Source organism: Paraconexibacter algicola (genome assembly GCF_003044185.1).
Lineage (GTDB): Bacteria > Actinomycetota > Thermoleophilia > Solirubrobacterales > Solirubrobacteraceae > Paraconexibacter > Paraconexibacter algicola.
On record NZ_PYYB01000001.1, the window covers coordinates 890,984 to 914,275 of the forward strand.

Annotated in this window: 22 protein-coding genes and 3 tRNA genes; 14 read left to right on the forward strand and 11 right to left on the reverse strand. The window is 75.6% G+C overall.

Annotation, left to right across the window (positions count from 1 at the left end):
• The first annotated feature begins 101 nt into the window (after positions 1–101).
• Positions 102–1,130 (forward strand): ribosome small subunit-dependent GTPase A, encoded by a 1,029-nt coding sequence (gene rsgA / locus C7Y72_RS04190; protein WP_107567344.1) that lies wholly within the window; start codon positions 102–104, stop codon positions 1,128–1,130.
• A gap of 12 nt (positions 1,131–1,142) precedes the next feature.
• Here the strand turns inward: rsgA and C7Y72_RS04195 are convergent, their stop codons facing one another.
• Both C7Y72_RS04195 and C7Y72_RS04200 read right to left on the reverse strand, forming a co-directional pair.
• A complete protein-coding gene (locus C7Y72_RS04195) occupies positions 1,143–2,627 on the reverse strand; it encodes a fused MFS/spermidine synthase (RefSeq protein WP_199223850.1) in 1,485 nt (494 codons plus the stop codon).
• A gap of 14 nt (positions 2,628–2,641) precedes the next feature.
• Complete coding sequence (locus C7Y72_RS04200; RefSeq protein ID WP_158276634.1) at positions 2,642–4,705, reverse strand: MMPL family transporter; 2,064 nt, start codon at positions 4,703–4,705, stop codon at positions 2,642–2,644.
• A 100-nt stretch (positions 4,706–4,805) separates the two neighbouring features.
• On the opposite strand from C7Y72_RS04200, the gene C7Y72_RS04205 reads away from it, so the two are divergent.
• The 3 genes from C7Y72_RS04205 to C7Y72_RS04215 all read left to right on the forward strand — a co-directional run bounded on the left by C7Y72_RS04205 (position 4,806) and on the right by C7Y72_RS04215 (position 7,582).
• Positions 4,806–5,423, forward strand: a complete 618-nt coding sequence (locus C7Y72_RS04205; RefSeq protein ID WP_107567346.1) for a TetR/AcrR family transcriptional regulator — start codon at positions 4,806–4,808, stop codon at positions 5,421–5,423.
• A 61-nt stretch (positions 5,424–5,484) separates the two neighbouring features.
• Entirely contained in the window at positions 5,485–6,318 is an 834-nt protein-coding gene (locus C7Y72_RS04210) for a crotonase/enoyl-CoA hydratase family protein (RefSeq protein ID WP_107567347.1), read from the forward strand.
• A gap of 22 nt (positions 6,319–6,340) precedes the next feature.
• Positions 6,341–7,582: an SIR2 family protein gene (locus C7Y72_RS04215; RefSeq protein WP_107567348.1), complete on the forward strand. Its 1,242-nt coding sequence runs from the start codon at positions 6,341–6,343 to the stop codon at positions 7,580–7,582.
• Here C7Y72_RS04215 and C7Y72_RS04220 read toward each other — a convergent pair.
• Complete coding sequence (locus C7Y72_RS04220) at positions 7,575–8,726, reverse strand: oxygenase MpaB family protein (RefSeq protein WP_107567349.1); 1,152 nt, start codon at positions 8,724–8,726, stop codon at positions 7,575–7,577. The two genes, C7Y72_RS04215 and C7Y72_RS04220, sit on opposite strands and share 8 nt — an antisense overlap.
• Before the next feature lie 88 nt (positions 8,727–8,814).
• On the opposite strand from C7Y72_RS04220, the gene C7Y72_RS04225 reads away from it, so the two are divergent.
• Genes C7Y72_RS04225 through C7Y72_RS04245 form a run of 6 tightly spaced genes read left to right on the forward strand, consistent with a single transcriptional unit; the run spans position 8,815 to position 14,592 of the window.
• Positions 8,815–9,477: a class I SAM-dependent methyltransferase gene (locus C7Y72_RS04225; RefSeq protein WP_158276635.1), complete on the forward strand. Its 663-nt coding sequence runs from the start codon at positions 8,815–8,817 to the stop codon at positions 9,475–9,477.
• Positions 9,474–10,658: an ABC transporter substrate-binding protein gene (locus C7Y72_RS04230; RefSeq protein WP_107567351.1), complete on the forward strand. Its 1,185-nt coding sequence runs from the start codon at positions 9,474–9,476 to the stop codon at positions 10,656–10,658. The genes C7Y72_RS04225 and C7Y72_RS04230 overlap by 4 nt, the downstream gene beginning before the upstream one ends.
• Positions 10,655–11,470, forward strand: a complete 816-nt coding sequence (locus tag C7Y72_RS04235; protein WP_158276636.1) for an ABC transporter permease subunit — start codon at positions 10,655–10,657, stop codon at positions 11,468–11,470. Before C7Y72_RS04230 ends, C7Y72_RS04235 begins: the two co-directional genes overlap by 4 nt.
• Positions 11,471–11,486: 16 nt before the next feature.
• Positions 11,487–12,218 carry an ABC transporter permease subunit gene (locus C7Y72_RS22690; RefSeq protein WP_158276637.1) on the forward strand — a complete coding sequence of 244 codons (732 nt, stop codon included), beginning with the start codon at positions 11,487–11,489 and terminating at the stop codon, positions 12,216–12,218.
• Positions 12,215–13,168: an ABC transporter ATP-binding protein gene (locus C7Y72_RS23095; protein ID WP_158276638.1), complete on the forward strand. Its 954-nt coding sequence runs from the start codon at positions 12,215–12,217 to the stop codon at positions 13,166–13,168. The genes C7Y72_RS22690 and C7Y72_RS23095 overlap by 4 nt, the downstream gene beginning before the upstream one ends.
• Positions 13,165–14,592, forward strand: a complete 1,428-nt coding sequence (locus tag C7Y72_RS04245; RefSeq protein ID WP_107567352.1) for a dihydrolipoyl dehydrogenase family protein — start codon at positions 13,165–13,167, stop codon at positions 14,590–14,592. The genes C7Y72_RS23095 and C7Y72_RS04245 overlap by 4 nt, the downstream gene beginning before the upstream one ends.
• Here the strand turns inward: C7Y72_RS04245 and C7Y72_RS04250 are convergent.
• From C7Y72_RS04250 to C7Y72_RS04270, 5 genes are all read right to left on the reverse strand, one after another.
• Positions 14,589–15,197, reverse strand: a complete 609-nt coding sequence (locus tag C7Y72_RS04250; protein WP_107567353.1) for a CDP-alcohol phosphatidyltransferase family protein — start codon at positions 15,195–15,197, stop codon at positions 14,589–14,591. The two genes, C7Y72_RS04245 and C7Y72_RS04250, sit on opposite strands and share 4 nt — an antisense overlap.
• The gene (locus C7Y72_RS04255) at positions 15,197–15,742 is read right to left on the reverse strand and encodes a TVP38/TMEM64 family protein (protein ID WP_158276639.1); all 546 of its coding nucleotides are present in this window, start codon (positions 15,740–15,742) and stop codon (positions 15,197–15,199) included. The genes C7Y72_RS04250 and C7Y72_RS04255 overlap by 1 nt, the downstream gene beginning before the upstream one ends.
• A 190-nt stretch (positions 15,743–15,932) precedes the next feature.
• Positions 15,933–16,142: a ribbon-helix-helix protein, CopG family gene (locus C7Y72_RS04260; RefSeq protein ID WP_107567355.1), complete on the reverse strand. Its 210-nt coding sequence runs from the start codon at positions 16,140–16,142 to the stop codon at positions 15,933–15,935.
• A 24-nt stretch (positions 16,143–16,166) separates the two neighbouring features.
• Positions 16,167–16,451: a hypothetical protein gene (locus C7Y72_RS04265; RefSeq protein WP_107567356.1), complete on the reverse strand. Its 285-nt coding sequence runs from the start codon at positions 16,449–16,451 to the stop codon at positions 16,167–16,169.
• A gap of 99 nt (positions 16,452–16,550) precedes the next feature.
• Positions 16,551–16,624: transfer RNA gene (locus C7Y72_RS04270), tRNA-Val, on the reverse strand.
• 50 nt (positions 16,625–16,674) lie between these two features.
• Here C7Y72_RS04270 and C7Y72_RS04275 point away from each other — a divergent pair.
• On the forward strand, positions 16,675–17,427 hold the full coding sequence (locus C7Y72_RS04275; protein ID WP_107567357.1) for an SDR family oxidoreductase: 753 nt from the start codon (positions 16,675–16,677) through the stop codon (positions 17,425–17,427).
• Here C7Y72_RS04275 and C7Y72_RS04280 read toward each other — a convergent pair.
• A complete protein-coding gene (locus C7Y72_RS04280) occupies positions 17,424–19,478 on the reverse strand; it encodes a beta-propeller domain-containing protein (RefSeq protein WP_107567358.1) in 2,055 nt (684 codons plus the stop codon). The genes C7Y72_RS04275 and C7Y72_RS04280 overlap by 4 nt on opposite strands.
• 79 nt (positions 19,479–19,557) lie before the next feature.
• Here C7Y72_RS04280 and C7Y72_RS04285 point away from each other — a divergent pair.
• From C7Y72_RS04285 to C7Y72_RS04295, 3 genes are all read left to right on the forward strand, one after another.
• A tRNA-Glu gene (locus tag C7Y72_RS04285) sits at positions 19,558–19,629 on the forward strand.
• A gap of 32 nt (positions 19,630–19,661) precedes the next feature.
• Positions 19,662–21,002 (forward strand): helix-turn-helix domain-containing protein, encoded by a 1,341-nt coding sequence (locus C7Y72_RS04290; protein ID WP_107567359.1) that lies wholly within the window; start codon positions 19,662–19,664, stop codon positions 21,000–21,002.
• A 107-nt stretch (positions 21,003–21,109) separates the two neighbouring features.
• Positions 21,110–21,181 (forward strand) — tRNA-Lys (locus tag C7Y72_RS04295).
• A 1-nt stretch (position 21,182) separates the two neighbouring features.
• On the opposite strand, the gene C7Y72_RS04300 is transcribed toward C7Y72_RS04295, so the two are convergent.
• Both C7Y72_RS04300 and C7Y72_RS04305 read right to left on the reverse strand, forming a co-directional pair.
• Complete coding sequence (locus C7Y72_RS04300; protein WP_107567360.1) at positions 21,183–22,826, reverse strand: DEAD/DEAH box helicase; 1,644 nt, start codon at positions 22,824–22,826, stop codon at positions 21,183–21,185.
• Positions 22,827–22,896: 70 nt separating this feature from the next.
• Positions 22,897–23,292 (reverse strand): RidA family protein, encoded by a 396-nt coding sequence (locus tag C7Y72_RS04305; RefSeq protein WP_107567361.1) that lies wholly within the window; start codon positions 23,290–23,292, stop codon positions 22,897–22,899.

Genomic DNA, 23,292 nt, shown 5'->3' on the forward strand with positions numbered 1-23,292 from the left:
TCGCGGCCCGTCCACGACGTGACGCGGCCCCGTGCGGGCGCTACCCTGCAGGGTCCCGCCCCGACGAGGAAGGCCTGCTCCTGCCGCATCTCCACACGCCGTTGACCGCCCTGGGACTCCGCCCGCGCACCGCCCGTGCGCTGCAGAAGCTGGAGCTCGGCGGCACGGCGAAGGCCGCGCGGGTCGTCTCCGTGGATCGCGGCCGCCTCCTCATGGTCGACGACGGCACGGGCCCGATCCCCGCCGTCGTCTCGGGCACCGTCCGTCACCGCGGTCGCGAGGCGACCGCGTTCCCCGTCACCGGCGACTGGGTCGCGCTCGACGGCGACCGCGTCCTCGCCGTGCTGCCGCGCGTCGGCCTGCTGCAGCGGCCCACCCCGACCGGCCCGGAGCCGCTCGTCGCGCACGTCGACCTCGTCCTCGTCGCCCACGCGCTGGCCGAGGACCGGGCCGTGGACCGGCTGCCGCGCTTCACCGCGCTGGCCGCCGCCGCGGGCGTCCCGGTCGTCGTGCTGCTGACGAAGGCCGACCTGCTCGACGACGTCGAGGCGGAGAAGGCGCAGCTGTCCTTCGAGCTGGGCGGCGCGAAGGTGCTCGCGGTCAGCTCCGCCACCGGCCTGGGCCTCGACGCGGTCCGGGCGCTGATCCCGATCGGCACGACCGCCGCGGTGCTCGGCGCGTCCGGCGCGGGCAAGTCGACGCTCGCCAACGCGCTGCTCGGCGAGGACCGCCAGAAGACCGGCGCCGTGCGCGAGGACGACGGTCGTGGCCGGCACATCACCGTCCGCCGCGACCTCCTGGCCCTGCCCGACGGTGGCCTGCTGATCGACACGCCGGGCCTGCGGACGGTCGGGGTGCGCGGCGACGTGCGCGCCGCGTTCCAGGACATCGCCGCGCTGGCGGGCGAGTGCCGGTTCGCGGACTGCGCGCACGAGCAGGAGCCCGGGTGCGCGGTGCAGGAGGCGATCGGGGACGGCCGTCTGGCCGCGTCGCGGTTCGCGACGTTCCTGAGCCTCGACGCGGAGGCCGCGAGCGTCGCGGCGCGCGAGACCGCCGGGCGGCGCAAGGCCGGCAGCGGCCGGCGCCCGCGCGACGGCGCCCCGGCGGGCGGCTGGCGCCACGCCGACTGACGGGCGCGCGCGTCAGCGCGCGTCGTGCAGCTGGTCGACCGGCGCGTCGTCGTCGGTGAGGACGTCGGCCCCGGCGGCGAAGCGCACGACCGCGGGCCGGTCGAGCGTCCGTGCGCCCTGCGCGCTGGACCGCGCGGTCGCGGGCAGCGGCCGGTCGGAGGCGAGCAGCACCGCGTTGGCGCTGCCCGCCGTGCCCGGGGCGGCGCGGACGAGCCGCACGTCGGCGAAGCGGTCGAGCACCGTCGCGGTGACCGCGCGCAGCAGGCCGAGGTCGCCGCGGTCGATGACGTTCAGCGCGTAGATCCCGCCGGGTCGCAGCACGCGACGCACGTCGTCGTGCCACTCCCGGGTCGTGAGGTGCCACGGCACCGCGACCTGCCCGAACGCGTCGCCGACGAGCACGTCGGCGGAGTCCGCCGGCCGGCCGCGTAGCGTCACGCGCGCGTCGCCGACGTCCACGCGCAGCGCGGCGGACCGGCGTAGCCCGAGCCGCTCGCGCGCGAGCTCCACGACCTTCCCGTCGACCTCCAGCACGCGGGCGCGCGAGCCCGGCCGGGTGGCGAGCAGGTACCGGGGCAGCGTGAACCCGCCACCGCCGACGAACACCGCGTCGAGCGGCCGGCCCGCGGGCGCCGCGGCGTCGAGCGCGTCCCCGATCCAGCGCGTGTACGCGAACGCGAGGCGCTGCGGGTCGTCGAGATCCACGTAGCTGTGCTGCAGGTCGTCGAGCAGGAGGATCCGGCCGGAGGCGCGCTGGGGGTCGATCTCCACGCGCGCGCAGTGGTAGGTCGACTCGACGTCGCACGGGGAGCCGGAGGCGAGCGCCAGCAGCGCGAGCACCGTCGCACCCGCGGCGGGCCCGGCCGCCGCCCGCCGCGAGGACGTGCAGGCGCGGACCGCGGCGAGCAGGCCGCACGCCACGAGCGCGCCGCCGACGAGCACGACCGCCGTGCTGACGGGGACGAGCGGCACGACGACGAATCCGGTGACGAACGTGCCGGCGAGGGCGCCCGCGGTCGCCCAGCCGGACAGCCGCCCGTACACGGTGCCGGTGCTCGCGAGGTCGGCGAGCTGCAGCCGCGCGACGGCGGGGGTGATCGCCGACAGCACGGTGGCGGCGGGCAGCAGCGCCACGGTGGTGAGCGCGAGCGCCCCGCCCCCGCCGGAGGAGGACGGGCCGAGCCCGCGGACGATCGGCACGGTCAGCAGGGCGAGCACGCCACCGGCCGTGAGCAGCAGCGCGACGAGCCCGCGCGGGTCGGTGCGGTCGGCGAGGCGGCCGCCGACCGCGGAGCCGGCGGCGATCCCGCCGAGCACGACGCCGATGATCGACGTCGTCGTCTCCAGCGTCAGCCCGACGTAGGGGGCGAGCAGCCGCACCCCGAGGATCTCCAGCACGAGCACCGCGCCCGACGCCCCAGCCACCAGCGCGGCGGCGAGCGCCGGGGGCAGCGGCCGGGCGCGGTCGGCGGGCGGAGGGGACGCGTCGCCGGTCACCCTCCGCACGATAGTCAGCCGGACTCGCCGTCCTGCCGGGCCAGGCGCGACGGCCACCACACGCGGCGGCCGAGGTCGTGGATGAGGGCCGGGACGAGCACGGACCGCACGAGCGTCGCGTCGAGCAGGACGCCGAACGCGACGACCGTGCCGATCTGCGTGAGCAGCACGAGCGGCAGGACCGCGAGGACGGAGAACGTCCCCGCGAGCACGACGCCCGCGGCCGTGATGACCCCGCCGGTGACCGCGAGGGCGGCGAGGACGCCGCGCCGGGTGCCGATGCGCTCCGCCTCCTCCCGCGCGCGGGACGCGAGGAAGATGTTGTAGTCGACGCCGAGCGCGACGAGGAAGACGAACGCCAGCAGCGGCAGCGTCGGGTCGGCCGCCGGGAAGCCGAACAGGACGTCCCAGGCGACGGTCGCGACGCCGAGCGACGCGAGGAACGACACCACGACGGTGGCCAGCAGCAGCAGCGGCGCGGCGATCGAGCGCAGCAGCACGACGAGCACGAGCGCGACGACGAGCAGCGCGATCGGCGGCACCACGAGGTTGTCGCGCTCGGCGGCGTCCCGGAGGTCGTAGGCCTCGGCGGTGGCCCCGCCGACGAGCGCCTGCGGGTCGGCGGACCGCACGACGCGCCGGAGCTCCGGGACCGCGGCGACCGCCGCCTCCCCGTACGGGTCGCGGGCGAGCACGACCGACAGCCGGTTCGGGTCGCCGGTCGGGCGCGCGGACGCGACGAGGTCGTCGGCGCGGCCGAGCGCGGCCTGCACGGCCTCGGCGCGACCGGGGTCGCCGAGCACGACGTCGGCGGGCGCGGTGAGCCCGGGCGGGAAGCTCTCGCTGAGCAGCTTCTGCCCCTCGACCGCCTCGACCTTCGAGGTGAACTGGTCCTGCTGGGTGAGCGTCGTGTCGAGGCCGAGCGTGCCGGCCGCGAGGACGACGAGCACCGCGGTCGCCCCGACCCAGGCGCGGCGCGGGCGCCGGGCGATGCGGTCCCCGAGGCGCTCCCAGACGCTGCGCCGCGCGGCGACCTCCTCGCCGGGCCGCGGGATGAACGGCCAGAACGCCCGGCGGCCGACGACGGCCAGCGAGGCGGGCAGCAGCGTGAGCGACAGCACCATCGCGAGCGCGACGCCGGCGGCGCCCAGCGGGCCGATCGCGCGGGTGGAGCCGACGTCGGCGAGCAGCAGGGTCAGCAGGCCGACGACGACGGTGCCGCCGCTGGCGAGGATCGCGGGCGCGGCGCCGCGCAGCGCGGCGCGCATGGCGTCGTGCACGTCCTCGTGGGCGCGCAGCTCCTCCCGGTAGCGGGCCACGAGCAGCAGGGCGTAGTCGGTCGCGGCGCCGAAGACGAGGACGGAGAGGATGCCGCTGGACTGGCCGGTGACGGTCAGCCCGGCCTCCCCGAGCAGGGCGCCCGCACCGCGGCTCGCGCCCTCGGCGAAGATCACGGTCACGAACGGCACGAGCCAGAAGATCGGCGACCGGTAGATCAGGATCAGCAGGAGCAGCACGAGCGATCCGGTGATCGCCAGCAGGCGTCCGTCGAGACCGTCGAAGACCGCGCTGAGGTCGGCACTGAACGCGGCGCCTCCGGTGACCTGGACGTCGAGCCCGTCGCGCTCGCGCAGCGGCGCGAGTCGGTCGCGGAGGGTCTCGACGGTCTCGTTGAGGGCCTCCTCGTCGCCGTCGTCGGTGATCGGGACGGCGAGGACGGCCGCCGCCCCGCCGGGCGCCTGCTCGGGCTCGCGCAGCGCACGGGTGTCGACGAGCCCGGGCGGCTGCTCGCGCAGGTCGGCGGCGACGTCGCGCAGGGCGTCGAGGTCGCCGTCGCGCAGGCCGCCGTCGCGGGCGACCACGACGACGGCGGGCACGTCGCGCTCGGTCGGGTCGGCGACGGGCCGCTGCGCGACCTCCCGCGACTCCGAGCCGGACGGCAGCGACGCGACGGGATCGTCGTCGACGACCCCTTCAAGCTTGCCGGCCTGGGAGGCGAGCCCGCCGGCGGCGAGGATCGCGAGGACGAGGACGAGGACCTTCGAGCGGCGGCCGGCGGCGAGGAGGAGCGCGGTCATGTGGGAGAGGGGGGTCGGGGTCGAGAGCGGGAGAAACTGCCTGTAAGACACATACTGCCACACCGGCGGGATCTGCTTCGCCAGGAGGTACGATCGAGGCATGGCAACCGGTTCCCGACCCTCCGTGCGCGAGCGCAACCGGGAGCGCGTCCGGGACGAGATCGGGAGCGCGGCGCGGCGGCTCTTCCTGCGCCAGGGCTACGCGGCCACGACGATCGAGGAGGTCGCCGAAGAGGCCGGCGTCTCCCCCCGGACCGTCTACCGGCAGTTCCCCCGCAAGGAGGACCTCCCCTTCCACCGCCACGAGACGATCGCCCGCCGCCTCGCCGAGCTGCTCGACGCGGACGACGGCGAGCAGCACGCCCTCGACGTCCTCGCCGACGCCCTCTGGCGCGCGATCGACGTCGAACAGCCGCCCGCCGGACCCACCGACCCCGACGCCGGGACCTTCCTCGAGCTGCTCGCGCGCGAGCCCGAGCTGCGCCGCCACGAGGCGTCGCTCATGGGCGAGAACCACGAGACCGTCCGGCGCTTCCTGGACCGCCGCCTCCGCACCGCCGGGGACCCCGCGCCCGAGATCCGCGCCGAGATCCTCGCGGGCGCCTTCCTCGGGACGATGATGGCCGCGCGCAACCTCGTCCCCACCCTCGGCGATGCCCCGCCCTCCACCGCCATCCGCCGGGCCGTCGAGGAGCTGCGCCCGCTCGCCTGGCCGTAGCCCGCCGCGCCGACGCGCCCGGGCCTCGCGGCCGGGGCCCTGCCCGGCGTAGGATCCGTCCATGAGCGAGGACCGCGTCCGCATCGACATCGCCGACCACGTCGCCACCGTGACGATGGTCCGCACCGACAAGCACAACGCGCTCGACGAGCACATGGTCCGCGCGCTGCACGCCGCCGCCGACCAGCTCGCGACCGACGGCACCGTCCGCGCCGTCGTCCTGCGCGGCGAGGGCAAGAGCTTCTGCTCCGGCCTCGACGTCCCGAGCTTCTACGCGGAGGGCGCGATGCCGATGGAGCAGGTCCTCGAGCGGGACGCCGACCGGCTCGCGAACTTCGCCCAGCGCGTCGCCACCGACTGGCAGGACCTGCCCGTCCCCGTCATCGCCGCGCTGCACGGCAACGTCTTCGGCGGCGGCGCGCAGATCGCGCTCGGCGCCGACATCCGGATCGCCGCACCCGACATCCGCATGTCGATCATGGAGATCAAGTGGGGCCTCATCCCCGACATGGGGATCACGCAGTCGCTCCCGCGGCTCGTGCCGATCGACGTCGCCAAGGAGCTCACCTACACCGGCCGGATCGTCGACGGCGCCGCGGCCAAGGAGTACGGCCTCGTCACGCGCGTCGACGCCGACCCGCACGGCGCGGCCGACGCGCTCGCCCGCGAGATCGCGTCGAAGTCCCCGGACGCCACGCGGCGCACCAAGGCGCTCTACAACGCCGCCTGGGAGGGCGGGCTCTCGCCGCGCGACGGGCTCGTGCTCGAGACCGAGCTGCAGCGCGAGATCATCATGAAGCCCAACCAGATGGCGGCGATCCAGGCCGGCTTCACCGGCGAGCCCGCGACGTTCGCCGACGCCACGCCGTCGACGTTCTCGCTCGCCGAGAGCTGAGCGGCGATCACCGGGGACCACCGTGACCGAGATCCCGCAGCACCTGATCGACCAGATCACCGCCGGCCGCTGCGTCGCGTTCGTCGGGGCGGGCTTCTCCGCCCCCGCGGTGCCCGCGTGGAAGGCGCTGCTCGACGGGCTCGCCGAGAAAGCGGCGCTCGACGCCGACCAGGCCGCCTGGCTGGACCAGCTCATCCACCAGGGCGGCCACCGCGACCTCGAGGCCGCCGCCCAGGTGCTCCAGGTCGCGATGGGCGAGCAGTTCGACCCGGCGCTCGCCGAGGTCCTCGTCGAGCGCGGCCACCCGGAGCGGATCGCCGAGCGCCGCCGGCTGCTCGCCGGGATCCCGTTCGACGCGATCCTCACCACGAACTTCGACCACTTCCTGATCGGGGACGTGCCCGGGCCGCAGGCCTACCAGCGGATCCTGCGTGACCCGCCGCACCGCTGGTGGGAGCCGCGCTTCTGGGAGGGGCAGGAGGGCGCCCCGGTCATCAAGCTCCACGGCGAGGTCGGCCCGATCGGGGACGCCGTCGTCTTCACGCAGCGCGACTACCGCGAGCGGCTCTACTCGAGCCCCGCCTACATGACGTTCCTGCGGTCGCTGTTCGCGACGAACACGGTCCTCTACATCGGCGTGTCGTTCACGGACGCCTACCTCAACGAGCTGCGCAGCGAGGTGCTCGCGATGCTCGACCACGAGGCCGACGACGACCCGGTCGCCTACGCGCTGCTCGCCGACGTGCAGCCCCACCAGGAGCGCTACCTGCGCAGCCACGAGGGCCTCGGGGTCCTGGGCTTCGACACCGCGGGGATGACCGACTGGAGCGGGTTCGAGGACCACCTGCGCGCGATCCACGCCGCGACGAACCCGCGGGCGATCCTCGGTCGAGCCCTCGCCGACCGCACGATCCTGTGGGTCGACGGCGAGCCCGACGACACCTCCTACGGGGCGGCGCTCCTGCGCGACGCGGCCGCGGACGCGGGCGGCCGCACGACGATCGCGTCGGTGCGCACGGTCGACGAGGCGCTCGCGCGGATGCGGGCGGCGGCGCCGGACCTCGTGCTGCTCGACGGCCCGCTCGCGGAGGCGACACTGACGGCGATGCGCGCGGAGGACCTGCGCGCCCCCGCGGTCGTGTTCTCGCGGACCGGCGGGACGGGCGGGATCGTCGACCGGCGCGCGGCGATGGCGCTCGGCGCCACCGACGCGCTGACCGAGTGGGGCGACCTCTTCCGCGAGGTCGCCCGGATCCTCAGCTGACGGCGTACCGCTCGGCGACCTCGGACGGCACGGGCGCCGACGGCGGGTAGACGATCGTGCCCTGGTCGTGGCCGAGCTCGGCGTACAGCTCGCGCGGGGTCGGCACGTCGTGGCGGCGGAACGTCTCCTGCGGCGTGAGGATCTCGGTGCTGCGCGGCGGCAGGCCGAGCAGCACCGGGCCGACGACGGGCACGGTCGACGGCGACAGCGCCGCCACGATCGCCAGCTGGACGCGGGGCGAGCGGGCGACGATCCGCATGCCCAGGCGCATGATCGGGGTGACGAGCGCGTCGACGACCTTCGGCTGGCGGAGGTTGGCGAGGTCGCGCTGGTACTGCGGCAGCGTCGCGATCACGGCGGCGCGGAACAGCTTGGCGTACGCCCAGAGGGCGGGTCGCGCGACGGCGGGCACCGGCGGGTACAGGCCGTCCGGGTCCATCAGGTGGCTCATCGCCTCCTGGGTCGCCTCGCTGGCGGCGAGCCGCGGGCGCATGAGACGGAAGTACTCGCGGACCTCGTCGCGGGAGCGCGGGACGCGGTCCGGGTCGATCGTCTGGGCCTGCGCGGCGATCGCGCACTCCGCCCAGTAGCGGGTCTCCTCCTCGGCGGTCAGCCGGCCGGGGCCGAACTGCTCGTAGGTGTAGAGGATCGAGTGCCAGGCGGTCATGTGGATCCACAGCTGCTCGTCCGGGTTGTTCGGGTCGGAGAGCAGGCCCGAGACCGGGTCGGGGCTCGCGGCCTTGTGGTGGACCTTCATCAGCACCTGGGTGGCGTGCGCGATCTTCCTGGAGTCCGCGAACAGGTAGGTCGCGAAGTAGCGGAGCGTGCGGTCGTAGCGGACGCTGGTCTGGCTGTAGATCTTGCTGCTGTTCTTCACCGGCGCGATGAGGAAGGGGTCGAGCTCCTCGACGACGACGGCGCGGCTGAAGCCGACGGTCGGGGCGGTCGGGTAGGACCAGACCTTCCAGGTGACGGAGTCGGGGCCGAACCAGCCGTAGTCCTCCATCGGCTCGATGCGGTCGGGGTCCGCGCGCCGCAGCCGGTCGCGCAGCTGCCGGGTGGTCGAGCGCTCCTGCGGGGCGCTGGCGGACGGGGCCGGGCGGACGGGCGCCTCGGTCGCGGGAGACGGCGTGGTGGTGGCCATGTGCACGACTGTACATACACGGATGTAGCTTTTGCAAGTGGCGTCTCGCCGCTCGGTCCGGGCGCCGCGGCCAGCTAGCGTCGCGGGCGTGGCCGGGACCGATCCAGCGAGCGTCCGCACCTGGGACCGGCTGGCCGGCTCGTACGGGCGGCAGGAGCGACGCGAGCAGCACGCCGTCGACACCGCCCTGCGCCTCGCCGACCCCGGCCCGCGCGACACGCTCGTCGACCTCGCCACCGGCACCGGCCTCGTGCTGCGCCGGCTCGCCGCCCGGCCCGCGCAGGCGGTCGGGGTCGACCGGTCGGCGGCGATGCTCGCGCACGTCGGCCCCCTCTCCGACGACACCCGGCTGCTGCGCGCGGACGCCCGCGACGTGCCGCTGCCCGACGGGCACGCCGACGTCGTCACCATCTCCTACCTGCTGCACCTCCTGTCCCCCGCCGACCGTGCCGCCGTGCTCGCCGAGGCCCGACGGCTGCTGCGACCCGACCCGGCGTCCCGGCTCGTGACCGTCACCGTCTGGACCGGGCGCGCCCCGCCGGCCCGGCTCGCCGGTCGCGTGCTCGCCGCCGCCGCGGCCGCGCGGCCCGCCGCCCTCGGCGGCCTGCGCCCGCTAGACCCCACCGCCGACCTGCGGGCCGCCGGCCTGCACGTCGACCGTCGCGTCGAGCTGCCCCGCCGCGGCTACCCCTCCCTCGTCCTGCGCGCCCGGCTCCCCGCCGGCCGCACCCCCGACCTCCGGACCCCATGACCGCACCCCGCCTCCTGTCCCTGCTCGCCGCGATCGCCGCCGCGCTGATCCTCGCCGCGTGCGGCGACGACCCCCCGGCCCCCTCGACCGCCGCGTCGGCCGGAGGCTTCGCGGAGGTGCAGCGCCAGGCACGCGGGCAGACCGTGCGCTGGTGGCTCTTCGGCGGCGACGAGGGCGTCAACCGCTACGTCGACGACGTCGTCGCCCCGGCCGCGCGACGGCTGGGCGTGAGCCTGCGCCGCGTCCCCGTCGCCGACACCGCCGACGCCGTGCAGCGCGTCGTGTCCGAGCGACGGGCCGGTCGACGCACGGGCGGCGCGGTCGACCTCATCTGGATCAACGGCGAGAACTTCGCCTCCGGCAAGCGCGCCGGCCTGTGGCTCGAGGACTGGGCGACGCGGCTCCCCAACGCGCGACTGCTCGACCCGGACGACCCGTCCCTGCGCGAGGACTTCCGCGTCCCGGTCGACGGGCAGGAGTCCCCGTGGCAGCGGGCGGCGTTCGTGTTCGCCCACGACCGCGCCCGCACACCGCGCCCGCCGCGCAGCTTCGACGAGCTGCTCGCGTTCGCCCGCGCGAACCCGGGCCGCGTGACCTACCCGGCACCGCCCGACTTCACCGGGTCGGCGTTCGTGCGGCAGGTCGTCGCGGCCAAGGGCGCCGACGCCGCGATGCGCTACCTGCACGAGCTCGCGCCGCTGCTCTACCGCGGCGGCCGCTCCTACCCGAAGTCCGAGGCGGAGCTGACCCGCCTCTTCGGGGACGGGGAGATCGACCTCGCGATGTCCTACGACGCCGCGTTCGTGCGGGCCGCGGTCCGTCGCGGCATCGTGCCGCGCAGCGCCCGGCCGTTCGTGCTCGGCGACGGCACGCTGCAGAACGTGAGCTTCGTCGCGATCCCCGCCAACGCGGCCAACGCGGCGGGCGCCCAGGTCGTCGCGAACCTGCTCCTCGACCCGCGGCTGCAGGCGGCCAAGGCCGACCCCGCCGGGCTGGGCAACCCGACCGTCCTGCAGCTCGACCGGCTCGACCCCGCGCAGCGTTCCGCGTTCACGCGCGCGGCCCGCAGCCCGTACCTGCTCGACGACCTCGGCGAGGCGCTGCCCGAGCTCGCCGCCGACGAGGTCGCACCGCTGGAGCAGCGCTGGACGCGCGAGGTCCTGCGCGGCGCGGGGACGTGAGGACGGCGGGCGCACGGGGCCGCGTCGCGGTCCTGCCCGCCGCGGCGCTCGTCGCGCTGCTGCTCGGCGGCGCGCTCGCCGGGGCGGTGCGCGCGAGCGTCACGCCGCTGGGCGGGGAGCCGACCCTCGCCGCCTGGCGCGACCTGCTCGCGGCACCCGAGTTCCGGGACGCGGTCGTCTTCACGGTCCGCACCGCGGTGCTGACGACGGTGCTCGCCGCGGCGCTCGCCACCGCGCTCGCGCTGCGGGTGCGGCGGGCCGGGACCGTCGTGCGGACGCTGCTGGCCCTGCCGGTCCCGGTGCCGCACCTGCTCGTCGCCACGGTCGCCGTCCTGTGGCTCGCCCCGGGCGGGCTCGCGGAGCGGGCGATCGGCGCGCTGCCCGTGACGCTCGTGCGCGACGAGCACGGCGTCGGGATCGTGCTCGTCTACCTCTACAAGGAGGTCCCGTTCCTGCTCGTGCTGCTGCTCGCTGCCCTGGGCCGCGGGCACGCCGAGCGCGACGAGGCCGCCGCCGCGCTCGGGCTGTCGCCGCTGCAGCGGCTGCGCTGGGTGACGTGGCCGACGATCCGCGGACCGCTGCTGCTCGGGTGCGTCGTGGTGTTCGCGTTCGTGCTCGGCGCCTTCGACGTGCCGCTCGCGGTCGGCCCGACCTACCCGCAGACGATCGCCGAGTACGCGCTCGGCGCCACGCAGGGCGACGTCGTCACCGGCCAGTCCACCGCGGCCGCGGCGCTGCTGCTCGCCGCCGCCGTGTCGGTGGTGCTCGCGGCGCTCGCGGTCCGTGCCGCGCGGGGACTGCGCGATGCGTAGGCCCCCGGCGGGGACCGTGCCCGCCGCCCTCGTCGCACTGCCGCTGCTGGCGCTCGTCGTCCGCGCCGTCGCCGACGCGTGGCGCGCGCCCGACCTGCTGCCGACCGACCTCGGCCTGCGCGGGGTGCGCGCCGCACTCTCCGGGGAGGCGGCGACCGCCACCGGCAACTCGGCGCTCGTCGCCGCCGCGACGACCGCGCTCGCGCTGCTGGTCGCGTGGCCCGCGGCCCGCGTGCTCGCCGAGCGGCGGCTGCGCCGACCCGGGCCGGTGCTGGTGCTCCTCGCCGCCCCGCTGCTCGTCCCCGGCTACGCGATCGGCACCGGGCTGAACGAGTGGCTCATCCGCCTCGGCGTCGACGGGACGCTCCCCGCGATCGTGCTCGCGCACCTGACCTTCGCGGTCCCGTACGCGACGCTCGTGCTGCTCGGCGGCTTCGGGCCGCGGCTCACCGCCCTGGAGGAGATGGCCCACACCGCGGGGCTCGCGCCGCGCCGCCGACTGCTGCTCGTGACGCTCCCGGCCGCCGCGCCGACCGTCGCCGCCGCCGCGCTGCTGGCGTTCCTCGTCTCGTGGAGCGACTACGGGACGAGCCTCGCGGTCGGTGCGGGCCGGCCGATGCTGCCGCTGGTGCTGCTGCCGTTCATCGGCACCGACCCGCAGATCGCGGCGAGCCTCGCGCTCGTGTTCCTCGCGCCCGCGCTCGTCGCGCTGGCCGTCGCCGTCCGCGCCGGGAGACGCCCGCTGTGAGCGGCCTGGACTGCGCGGACCTCACCGTCACCGCGGGGGCGACCACGGTCCTGCAGGACCTGTCGCTGACCGTGCCGGCGGGCGGTCGCGTCGCGCTCGTCGGCCCGTCGGGTGCCGGGAAGACGACGCTGCTGCGCGCGATCGCGGGGCTGACCCCGACCGCGGCGGGCCGGGTCGTCCTCGACGGCGTGCCACTCGACGGGCTCCCACCGCACCGGCGCGACCTCGCCGTGGTCTTCCAGGAGCCGCGCCTGCTCCCCCACCTCGACGTCCGCGACAACGTCGCGCTGCCGCTGCGCGCCGCCGGGGTGCGGCGGCCCGAGCGCCGGGCGCGCGCCGACGCGGCGCTGCGCGAGGTCGGGCTCGACGGCTTCGGCGACCGGCGCACGACCGGGCTCTCCGGGGGCGAGCAGCAACGCGTCGCGCTGGCCCGCGCGCTCACCGCCCGGCCGCGGCTGCTGCTGCTCGACGAGCCGCTCGCCGCGCTGGACCCGGCGCGCCGCGGCGCGCTGCGCCGGCTGCTGGTGACGCTGCAGGAGACGCACGGGCTGACCACGCTCGTGGTGACGCACGACCGTGCGGAGGCGGCGGAGCTCGGCCGCACGATCGCGCTGCTGCTCGACGGGCGGATCGTCCAGCACGACGAGCCGCGCGCCCTGTTCGAGCGGCCGTGCTCGGCCGCGGTCGCGCGGTTCTTCGGCGTCGGCAACCTCGTGCCGGACGGCGACGGGCTGCTGGCGATCCGTCCCGAGCACCTGCGCCTGGACGACGCGGCGCCGCTGCGCGCCCAGGTCGTCGAGGCCACCTATCTCGGCGACCACGTCCGGGTCGTCCTCGACGCCGGTGGCCTCGAGCTGTCGGCGCACCGTCCGCCCGGCGACGCCCCCGCGGTGGGCGCGGAGGTCGGTGTCGACCTGGCCGCGAGCCCGAGCTGGAGGATCCCCGCATGACCTACGACCTGCTCGTCCTCGGCGGCGGCACCGGTGGCCTCGTCAGCGCGATGATCGCCGCGGGTGCCGGTGCGCGGGTGGCGCTCGTCGAGCGCGACCGGACCGGCGGCGACTGCCTGTGGACGGGCTGCGTGCCGTCCAAGAGCCTGCTCGCGGCGGCCGGCCTGGCGCACGCGATGCGCCACGCCGACCGGGTCGGCCTGCCGCCCGCCACCCCGACGGTCGACCTCGCCGCGGTCCTCGACCACGTGCGGGCCGCGCAGGCGACGATCGCTCCGCACGACTCGGTGGAGCGGCTGACCGCCGCGGGGGTCGATGTGCTGGTCGGCGAGGGGCGCTTCACCGGGCCGCGGACGCTGACCGTCGACGGCCGGCCGGTGCGGTTCCGTCGGGCGATCGTCGCGACCGGCTCGCGCGCCGTGGTGCCGCCGGTCCCCGGGCTGGCCGCGCTGGCGCCGCTGACGCACGAGACCGTGTGGGAGCTGCGCGCGCTCCCCGCCCGGCTGGCGGTGCTCGGCGCGGGCCCGATCGGCTGCGAGCTCGGGCAGGCGCTCGGACGGCTCGGGTCGCGGGTCACGCTGCTGGAGTCCGGCGACCGGCCCCTCCGCGGCGAGGAGCCCGAGGCGTCGGCGCTGCTGGCCGAGCAGCTGCGCGAGGACGGGATCGACCTGCGGCTCGGGGTCCGGGTCACCGCCGCCGCGCGCGGGGCCGACGGCGCGATCCGCCTGACGCTCGGCGACGCGCAAGAGCTCGTCGCCGACGCGGTGCTCGTGGCCGCCGGCCGGGCCCCGCGCAGCGACGGGATCGGGCTCGACGCCGCGGGGGTGCGCTGCGACGCGGGCGGCGCGATCGTCGTCGACCCGACGATGCGCACGAGCGCCGCGGGGATCTTCGCGGTCGGGGACGTCGTGGGGGCTCCCGCGTTCACGCACGTCGCCGCGCACCACGCGCGGCAGGCCGCGGTGAACGCGCTGTTCGGCCTGCGCCGGCGGGCCGACCGCACGCCGCTGCCGTGGGTGACCTTCACCGACCCGGAGGTCGCGCACGTCGGGCTGACGGTCGCGCAGGCCCGGGAGCGGCACGGGGAGCGCGTCGTGGTCGCCCGGTCGACCTACGCGGGCCTGGACCGGGCGATCGCCGCGGGCGAGCACCGCGGCGGCGCGATCCTCGTCGGCGATGCGCGCGGACGGCTCGTCGGCGCGACGCTCGTCGGGCGCGGCGCGGGCGAGTCGATCGCCGAGCTCACCGCCTGGATCGCGACCGGCGCGAAGCTCGCCCGCGTCTCCGGGACCGTCCACGCGTACCCGACCTACGCGGGAGCCGCCGTCCGCGCGGTCGACGACCACCTGCGCAAGCGGTACGCCGGGCCCGGCCTGCGGCGCGCACTGGCCCCGGTCCTCGCCGCGCGGCGGCTGGTGCGCTAGGTGCGGGTCGGGCCGAGCACGACGACCGCCAGGCGGACGCGCTGCGCGACGGTGATCGCGACGAGCGCCGCGAACACCCACATGATCGTCCCGGCGTGCTCGGGCAGCAGGCAGAGCAGGACGTAGGCGGCGATCGTCTCGGTCCCCTCCGTCAGCCCGGCGGTGAACCGCAGGGAGCGCTCGTCCCCGAGGTCCAGCCCGCGCTTCTCGATCAGCGACGCGAAGCTCAGGAGCGCGACGTTGTTCAGCAGGTAGACGGCCAGGAGGACGCAGGCGGCGACCCGGGCGTCGGGCACGGCGATCGCCGCCGCGACGACGAACCCCCCGTAGACGACGAAGTCCGCGAGGAAGTCGAGCATTCCGCCGAGGTCGGTCGGGCCGCGGCGGCGCGCGAGCGCCCCGTCGACGCCGTCGAGCGAGCGGTTGGCGAGCCACAGCGCGAGCGCCGCGATCCAGGCGCCCGTGGCGGCCAGCACGCACGCCGCGACACCGACGGCGAGGCCGACCGCGGTGACCGCACCGGGACCAACGCCGACCCGGTCCAGGCGGGCGGCCACGCCGTCGACCGCGGGTCCGACGAGGCGCCGGGTGTGCGCGTCGAGCATCAGGCGACCCGCCGTCGCTGCTGCGTCGCCCCGAGCAGGAGCAGCAGGACGACGGCCCCGAGCGACAGCACGAACCCGGTCGAGCCGGGGTCGGCCAGGGAGTCCCCGAGCGCGACGAACGCGACCGTCCCCGGGACGATGCCGACGAGCGTGCCGAGCGCGTGCGCGCGGCGCGTCACGCCCGACAGCCCGAACGCGTAGTTGAGCGCGTTGAACGGCAGCACCGGGATCAGCCGCAGCGCGACGACGCCGCGCAGTCCGCGCGCGCTCAGCCACGCGTCGGCGGTCGCGCCGCGGCGACCGAGCAGGCGGCGGGTGCGCTCGCGGCCCAGGCGCCGGGCGATCTCGAACGCCGCGACGGCCCCGAGCGTCGCGCCGAGCACGGTCAGCAGCGAGCCCCACACGGGCCCGAACAGCACGCCCGCGGCGAGCGAGGGGATCGTGCCGGGCACGAGCGCCACGGTCAGCAGCACGTACAGCACGACGAACGCGACCGGCCCGGCCGCCCCGGCGGACGACACGAGCGCCTCGAGGTCCTCCCGCACACCTGCCTCCCCTCCACGCGTCGCTCCGGCCGTCACGGCCCCGTCGTCTGGTTCTGCGGACCGGCGGGCGCGCGGGATCAGCGGCGGGGGGACGGGAGTGGGCGCGAGAGGTTCGAACACCCGCGCCCGCCGGCCGTGGTGCCGAGTTGCTCCCGCGATCGCGGGAGAGTCGAGTGCAGTGCTGCCGGACTCAGGCAGCCGCGCTTCGCAGGACATCGGCCACGACTTCTCCGATGTCTCGGCCCTCGCGTGTGGCGCGCTCGGTGAGGCCCTCGAGCGTGGCCGCATCGACGGACACTTCCAGGCGTACGTCGATGTCGCGCGGGGCGAGGAGGTCGCCCGCGCCGGGGTCGTCCGCGAGGATGCGGTCGAGGTCGTCGCTGTCCGGGAGGTCGTTCATGGCTCTGCTTCGGATGATGGTGGTTCAGCGTCTCGATTGGAAGGCACGCACCTGGCGAGGCGAGGCGTCCCAGCCGGTCATGACATGCCAGGTCGTCGCGCTCGCCTCATCGGGTTGGAGCACGATGGTGAGGATGCGCGCCGCGTCGGTGGGGCCGATCGCGAACAGGCTGCCGGGCACGCGCGCCGCGGGGTTCGGTACGACGAGCGGGCCGTTCGCGACGATCTGCTCGGCCTCTGCACTGGTGATCTGACGCGCCGCGAGCTTTCGCCTCGCCAGCGCGTTGATGACCAGGTGGAGGATCAGCACGACGGCGACGCTATGCCGGAGAGCGGACGCTCCGACGGCGTGAGCGCGCGCTGGTGCGGCATTCGGACCGGAGCCGCCGGGTACGCCTCCGTTCGGGCATGGGCGCGGAGGGACTCGAACCCCCGACTCCCTCGGTGTAAACGAGGTGCTCTGACCAACTGAGCTACGCGCCCGGACCGCGGGAAGGATCGCACGGTTGCGGGCGGCGCGTAGGGTTGCGCGCATGGATCTCGGCATCGGCGGCAGGGTCGCGCTCGTCACGGGCGCGTCGGGTGGACTGGGGCGCGCGATCGCCGCGGCGCTCGCGGCGGAGGGCGCGACGGTCGCGATCAGCTCGCGCTCGCAGGAGCGGATCGACGCGACCGCCGCGGAGATCGGCGCGTCCGGGTTCGTGTGGGACAGCGCCGACGTGGACGGCGGCCCGGCACTGCTCGACACGGTCGCCGCGCAGCTCGGCGCGCCGGTGTCGATCCTCGTGACGAACACCGGCGGACCGCCCGCCGGCATGCCGCTGGAGTTCACCGGCGAGCAGTGGGAGGACGCGTACCGCACGCTCGTGCGCGCCCCGATGGCGCTCGTGCAGGCCGCTCTGCCCGCGATGCGCGCGGCCGGCTGGGGGCGGGTCCTGAACGTCGTGTCGACGACCGTGCGCGAGCCGACCCCGCCGCTGATGCTGTCCAACACGCACCGCGCGTCGATGATCACCGCGTTCAAGACGGTCGCGGCGCACGTCGCCGCCGACGGCGTGACGCTCAACAGCCTCCTCCCCGGGCGGATCGGCACCGCGCGGCTCGAGTCCCTCTACGGGTCGCGGGAGAACGTCGAGACGATGGCGTCCGCCGAGATCCCCGCCGGCCGCGTGGGCACGCCGGAGGAGTTCGCGGCGGCGGCCGCGTTCCTCTGCTCGGCGCCCGCCTCGTACATCACCGGGGAGACCCTCGCCGTCGACGGCGGCCTCACCCGGTCCGTGTTCTAGGAGCCGTCGCTCGTCGGGAAGGCGACGAAGCCCGAGCGCTTGAAGTCGCCCAGCGACCCGACGCCGACCCCGCGGTCGGAGATCGTGACGAGCCGGCCGCCGAAGACGAGGGTGCGGGTGATGCCGCCGGAGAAGGAGCGGCCGTCGCCCGGGTCGCTCATCCGTCCGAGCGCGCCGATCCCGTTCGCGCGCGTGACGCGGTAGCCGAGCACCCCGGCGAACGGCGGCCTCGGCGCCGGCGCGATCGCGGGCGCGGGCGCGGGCGCGGTCGTCGCCTGGCGGAAGCCCGCGCCGTCGTCGAGCGTCACCGGCAGGACCGCCGTGCGCCGCGGCGCCCACCACAGGAACGCCCGGTGGTCGTACTCGACGCTCGAGGACGACGAGCCCCCGACCTTCGCCTGGTGCAGCAGCCGCGGGTTGCGCAGGTCGGACACGTCGAACAGCGACAGCTGGGTCCCCTGCCGGCGGCCCTGCGGCGAGGCGTCCTGGCCGATGCCGAGGATCGTGTCCTCCCCGACCGGGTGCAGGTACGCGGAGTAGCCGAGGATCTTCAGCTCGCCGAGGACCTTCGGCGCGCGCGGGTCGCGCAGGTCGACCGTGTAGAGCGGGTCGACCTGGCGGAACGTGACGACGTACGCGACGTCGTCGACGAACCGGGCTGAGTAGATCCGCTCGCCCCGGCCGAGGCCGCCGACGCGGCCGATCGGGGTGAGCACGCCGTCGCGCTCGTCCAGGACGGTGAGCGTGGAGGACGACTCCGTCTGCGCGTCCCCGAAGGAGACCGGGTCCTCCGTCGTCGCGACGCGCAGGACTCCTCGGTGCTCGCTGAGCGAGAACTGGTTGAGCAGGTAGCCCCGGACGCTGCCGCTCGCGCGGTACGTGGTCGATGTCCGCTCGCCCGTCGCGAAGCGGTGCAGCTGGGTCGTCGTCGTGCCGAGGCCGGGGCGGCCGGTCGTCTCGAACTGCTCGTCCCAGCGGTTGGACGCGACGTACAGGCCGCTCGTCGACGCGTACACCGTGTCGCCGCCGCCGAGCACGGCGTCGACCTCCGCCTCCGGCAGGCCCTTGTCGAGGTCGATCGTGAAGACGCTCGTGGTGTCGAGGCCCGAGAAGACCCGCGGGTGCCGGATCGCGCTGCACGGCAGCGCACCCCGGACCGTCGTCTGCCCGTTGCGGGTGATCGCGACCTTCGGGCGGAAGCCGTCGACCGGTGCGTTGCGGATCGCCTCGCGCCGGCGCGTCTCGTACTCCTCCTGCGAGCTCGCGGGCTGGATCTCCACGGGCGCCGGCGGCGAGGTGATGACGACGCGGGCGACGTCGCCGGTCGCGCGGGCGGACACGTAGCTGCCGTCGACGGTGAGCGAGCGGACGACCGTCATCGCCGCCGGATCGCGAACGTCGACCTCGAGGATCACCGCGCTGCTGCGGTACGTGCCGGGGAAGGCGACGCTCCTTCGCGCGGCCGTGGGCTTCGCGGCGTCCTGCGCGGAGAATCCGGACCGCGTCCCGAGGACCAGCAGCCGGTTGCCGTGGAGGAGCAGCTCGCCGCCGTAGGCGATCCCGGCGTCCCCGAGGTCGAGGCTGCCGCGGATCGACGGCCTGCCATCGGCGCTCACCGCGACCGCCTGGAGCCGTCCGCCGCCGAGCGTGAAGATCCGCCGGCCGTCGGTCTTGACCGTGTCCGGCTCGTCGACGCCGGCCTCCTGGTTGTTCGTGCCGCTGAAGTCCGGCTCGGCCGTGGTGCCGGCGTCGGGCGTCGCCGCGGTGGGCGCGGCGGCCGGCAGGGGGCGCGCGGCGCCGTCCTCGGCGACCCCGCCGCCGGGCGCCTGGGCGGACGACGGGAACGTCACGGCCACCGTCGACGGGTGGGCCAGCGCGTTCGCGCGCGCGTAGGCCACGAGATCGGCGCAGGAGTCGAACGGCGCGAGCCGGGCGGTCGCGGTGCGCTTCTTCGTGGCCGCGTCGGCCACCGCGTGGGGCGCGATGCCCAGGGCCGTGACCGCGAGCAACGCGGCGGTCAGGGCCCGGCGGCCGGTGTGCGCTCGACCCATGCCATCCATAGGGGCGGGACGGTACTGCCGCTCGCCGTCCCGCGCCACCTACGACACACCCCTAAGATCCCTGAGGCTCGCCCCCATGGTGTAACGGTTAGCACACGAGATTTTCATTCTCGCAGCCGGGGTTCGACTCCCCGTGGGGGTATCCGTCCGGGCGCCTTGCGAACATGTGTTCCCATGGCGAAGCCGGAGATCCGCAAGGAAGCGCGCGAGCTCCGGGCTGCCGGACACGGCGTCAGGGCGATCGCAAGAACGCTCGGCGTGGCGCAGTCGACGGTGAGCTTGTGGACCCGCGACATCGAGGCAACGACGACCGCGCACGCGACGCGAGCGCGCCCGACGACCATCGCCAGACGTCGCCTCGTCGTCTGGTCCTCCGGTCGGGTCCGTCGTTGCTCGCGCTGCGCGACGCATCTCCCCGAGGAGTGCTTCGGGCGGACGACGAGGGGGTTCCAAGGCTGGTGCCGCGCGTGCTTCCGCGCACACGCCCGCGCCCGCGGCCCCGCGCATCGCGAACAGGTCGCGCGGAGCGCCCGGCGTCGGCGGGAGGTCGCCCAGGCCTGGATCCGCAGGCACCTGGCCGAGCACCACTGTCGTGACTGCGGCGAGTCGGACCTCGTCGTCCTCGAGTTCGACCACGTCGACGGCAAGAGCGCGAACGTCGGCGACCTCGTCGGCCGCGGCGCCCGGCTCGATCGAATCATCGCCGAGGCCGAGCGTTGCGAGGTCGTCTGCGTGAACTGCCATCGCAACCGGACCGCGACTCGCGCAGGTTGGGTGCGCGCCATGCCCGACTGGCGACGACACCTCGAGGCGAAGGGAACCCGTCGCGCCCGCAACCTCCTTCACGCTCTCAGCCATCTCGATGGCACGGGCTGCCTCGACTGCGGCAGCCGATCGCTCGTCGCGCTGGACTTCGACCATCGTCCGGGAACGGTCAAGCGGCGAAGCGTGATGCAGCTGGCGGCCGGCGGCTGCGCGCTCGCGACGCTGCAGGTCGAGATCGCCAAGTGCGACGTTCGCTGCGCGAACTGCCATCGACGCCAGACCATGCAGCGCGGAAGGCACTTCCGCGCGCAGCCCGCGCCCGCGGACGTTCCCGTCGACCTCGGAGCGCGTCGCCGGCAGGCAAGGAACCTGCGGGTCGCCGGCTTGACGATCGAGGAGATCGCGGACGAGGTCGGCGCCGCTCGCACCAGCGTCGCCGACTGGGTACGGGACCTTCCCCTCACCGCGGAGCAGCGCGAAGCGAACCTCCGGCGTCGCCGCGAGGCGCGGATTGCCGCGCGGCTCACAGACGAGCCACCGCGGACGTGCCGCCGCTGCGGCGTCGAGCAGCCGGCTGCCGCGTTCTCCTGGAACAGCGGCAGACGCCGGACGACGTGCAAGGCGTGCACGGCGGCACGCAACCGCGTCCGGTCCGACGAGGAGAAGGCCGAGGCAGCGGCGAAGCAGCGTGAGCGTCGCCGCCGCGCGCGCGAGGCGCAGGACCGCGAACCGGGTGCGCCTTGTGCATGACGGTCGGCACGAGAAGTCCAGGACCTGCCGACTGCCGTCGTCGTGCGCTACCTGTCAGCGGCGCCGTCGCGCCTGCGATGCCGGCCAAACTGCGCGATGATCTTCGGGCCCCCGTAGCTCAGCGGCAGAGCAGCGGACTTTTAATCCGTCGCGCGTCGGTTCGAATCCGACCGGGGGCACTCAGCGCCGCGCGCGCGAGCCCTTCGTCAGCGCCTGCATGAGCAGCTCGATCGACTTCTCGAGCTGCTCGATCGACGCGTCGCCGACCTTCGCGACGCCGGTCTCGCGGTTGAGCCAGGCGTTGATCTCCTGCGGGCCGCCGTAGCGGCCGCGGCGCTTGAGGTCGTTCACCAGGCCGTGGCGCTTCTCGCGCAGGATGCGGCGCTTCTGGTAGGCGGGCAGCTCGGCGGCGGGCTCGGGCAGGCCGGGCAGGTCGTCGGTCATGCCGGGCGTGACCGGCACGCTGACCGGCCGCACCGGCTCGGCGGGCGCGGGCCCGCCGAACAGCGTCATCTGCGGCGCGACGTCGGCGACGAGCGGCACGAACTCGACGGCCTCGCCGCGCTCGGTCTCCTTGCGCTGGGAGACCTCGTCCCACTCGCCGAGGTCCTCGTCCTCGTCCTTGCGGCGCACGAACGGGCGCACCTCGGTCTCGACCTCGGAGGCGTGGATGCGCAGGATCGGGTCGGCGGGGAGGTACAGCCAGCTCAGCTCCGGCGGCCGACCCGGGATCGTGCGGACGAACCGGCCGACGATCTGCCGGAAGATCATCGCGGTCTTCGCGGCGCTCGCGTACACGCCGACGCGCAGGCGCGGGATGTCGACGCCCTCGCTGACCATGTTCACCGCGACGATCCACTCGTCCTTGGAGGCGGTGAACCGCTGGAGCTTCTCGGCCGCGCGCGCCTCGGTGTGCAGGACGACGGTCGGCGGCTTGCCGGTCACCTCGCGCAGAAGCTTGGCGACCTTCTTCGCGTGCTCGCCGTCGGCGGCGATGACGAGCCCGCCCGCGTCGCGCTGCCCGCCCTCGGCGGAGCGGACGCCCAGCAGCTTGGCGTGCGCCTCGCGGAGGATCCGCGGCAGGCCGTCGGGCAGCTCGGTGGAGATCGCGGTGCGGTACCGGCGTGACGCCTCGCGCCCGGTGAGGACGGTGTCGAACCCGGCCTCGATCACGTCGTCGCCCGAGCGCCACGACAGCGACCCGTCGTAGGTGATGAACGCGACCGGCCGGCAGACGCCGTCGCGGACCGCGTCCGCGTACCCGTAGGAGATGTCGGGCTCGGCGAGGCCCTCGCCGTCGTAGCGGACGCCCGGGATCGCGGAGGCGTCGGAGCGGAACGGGGTGCCCGACAGCAGCAGCCAGCGCTGGGCCTTCGAGAAGGCGGCGGAGAAGCCCAGGCCCCAGGCGAGGTCCTCGCCAAGGTGGTGCGCCTCGTCGGCGACGATCAGCGTGTCCGGGGTGCAGGCGGCCGCCCAGCGCACGCCGGCCATCGCGACGCGCGCGTAGGTGACGGCGATCCCGTGGAAGCCCTTCGGGGGGACGAGCTCGTCGGAGTCCGGCTCGATCTGCAGGCCGCTGCGGGCCGCGGCCTCGGCCCACTGGCGGGTCAGCGGCCCGGTCGGGCAGACGACGACGACGCGCCGGGCGCGCCCGGCGGCGATCTCGCGGCGCGCGAACTCGAGCGCCGGACGGGTCTTCCCGGCGCCGGGGGCGGCGTTGACGAGGAAGGAGCCCTCGGTCCACGACGCCATCGCGTCGAGTGCCCGGACCTGCCAGTCGCGCAGGCCGCCGGCGGGGGTGGTCTGTCGTGCGGCGGAGCTCACCGAGCGGGGAAGGCTGGCAGCCCGATCGGACGGCACCGAACGATTCCCGCACGCAGCGGGAATCCGTCGGTCACGCCCGCGGCGACCAGGCGTCGGCCTCGATCTCGACGAGCAGCCGCGGGTCCAGCAGCGCGGCGACCTCGAGCATCGTGTTCGCCGGCCGGATCTCGCCGAAGACCTCGCCGTGGGCGCGGCCCGCGTCCTCCCAGCGGCTCGCGTCCAGCAGGTACACGCGGGTGCGCACGACGTCCTGCAGCGTCGCGCCCGCCTGGGCGAGCGCGCGCTCGATGTTGCGCAGGCACTGCTGCGCCTGCAGGTACACGTCCCCGGGACCGACGACCTGGCCGTCCTCCCCGATCGCCGTGCAGCCCGACACGTGCACGCCGTCACCGGCGCGCACGACGCGCGAGTACCCGACGCGCGCCTCCCAGGGCCCACCGGACCCGAACCGCTCGATCCCCGACAT

Bases quoted from the DNA above. Each gene is read 5' to 3' on its own strand.
- C7Y72_RS04250 (WP_107567353.1), bottom strand. From the start codon at position 15,197: ATGCTCGACGCGCACACCCGGCGCCTCGTCGGACCCGCGGTCGACGGC.
- C7Y72_RS04280 (WP_107567358.1), bottom strand. From the start codon at position 19,478: ATGGGTCGAGCGCACACCGGCCGCCGGGCCCTGACCGCCGCGTTGCTC.
- C7Y72_RS04260 (WP_107567355.1), bottom strand. From the start codon at position 16,142: ATGAACGACCTCCCGGACAGCGACGACCTCGACCGCATCCTCGCGGAC.
- C7Y72_RS04305 (WP_107567361.1), bottom strand. From the start codon at position 23,292: ATGTCGGGGATCGAGCGGTTCGGGTCCGGTGGGCCCTGGGAGGCGCGC.
- C7Y72_RS04200 (WP_158276634.1), bottom strand. From the start codon at position 4,705: ATGACCGCGCTCCTCCTCGCCGCCGGCCGCCGCTCGAAGGTCCTCGTC.
- C7Y72_RS04210 (WP_107567347.1), top strand. From the start codon at position 5,485: ATGAGCGAGGACCGCGTCCGCATCGACATCGCCGACCACGTCGCCACC.
- C7Y72_RS04230 (WP_107567351.1), top strand. From the start codon at position 9,474: ATGACCGCACCCCGCCTCCTGTCCCTGCTCGCCGCGATCGCCGCCGCG.
- C7Y72_RS04220 (WP_107567349.1), bottom strand. From the start codon at position 8,726: ATGGCCACCACCACGCCGTCTCCCGCGACCGAGGCGCCCGTCCGCCCG.
- C7Y72_RS04290 (WP_107567359.1), top strand. From the start codon at position 19,662: ATGGCGAAGCCGGAGATCCGCAAGGAAGCGCGCGAGCTCCGGGCTGCC.
- C7Y72_RS04275 (WP_107567357.1), top strand. From the start codon at position 16,675: ATGGATCTCGGCATCGGCGGCAGGGTCGCGCTCGTCACGGGCGCGTCG.
- C7Y72_RS04205 (WP_107567346.1), top strand. From the start codon at position 4,806: ATGGCAACCGGTTCCCGACCCTCCGTGCGCGAGCGCAACCGGGAGCGC.
- C7Y72_RS04245 (WP_107567352.1), top strand. From the start codon at position 13,165: ATGACCTACGACCTGCTCGTCCTCGGCGGCGGCACCGGTGGCCTCGTC.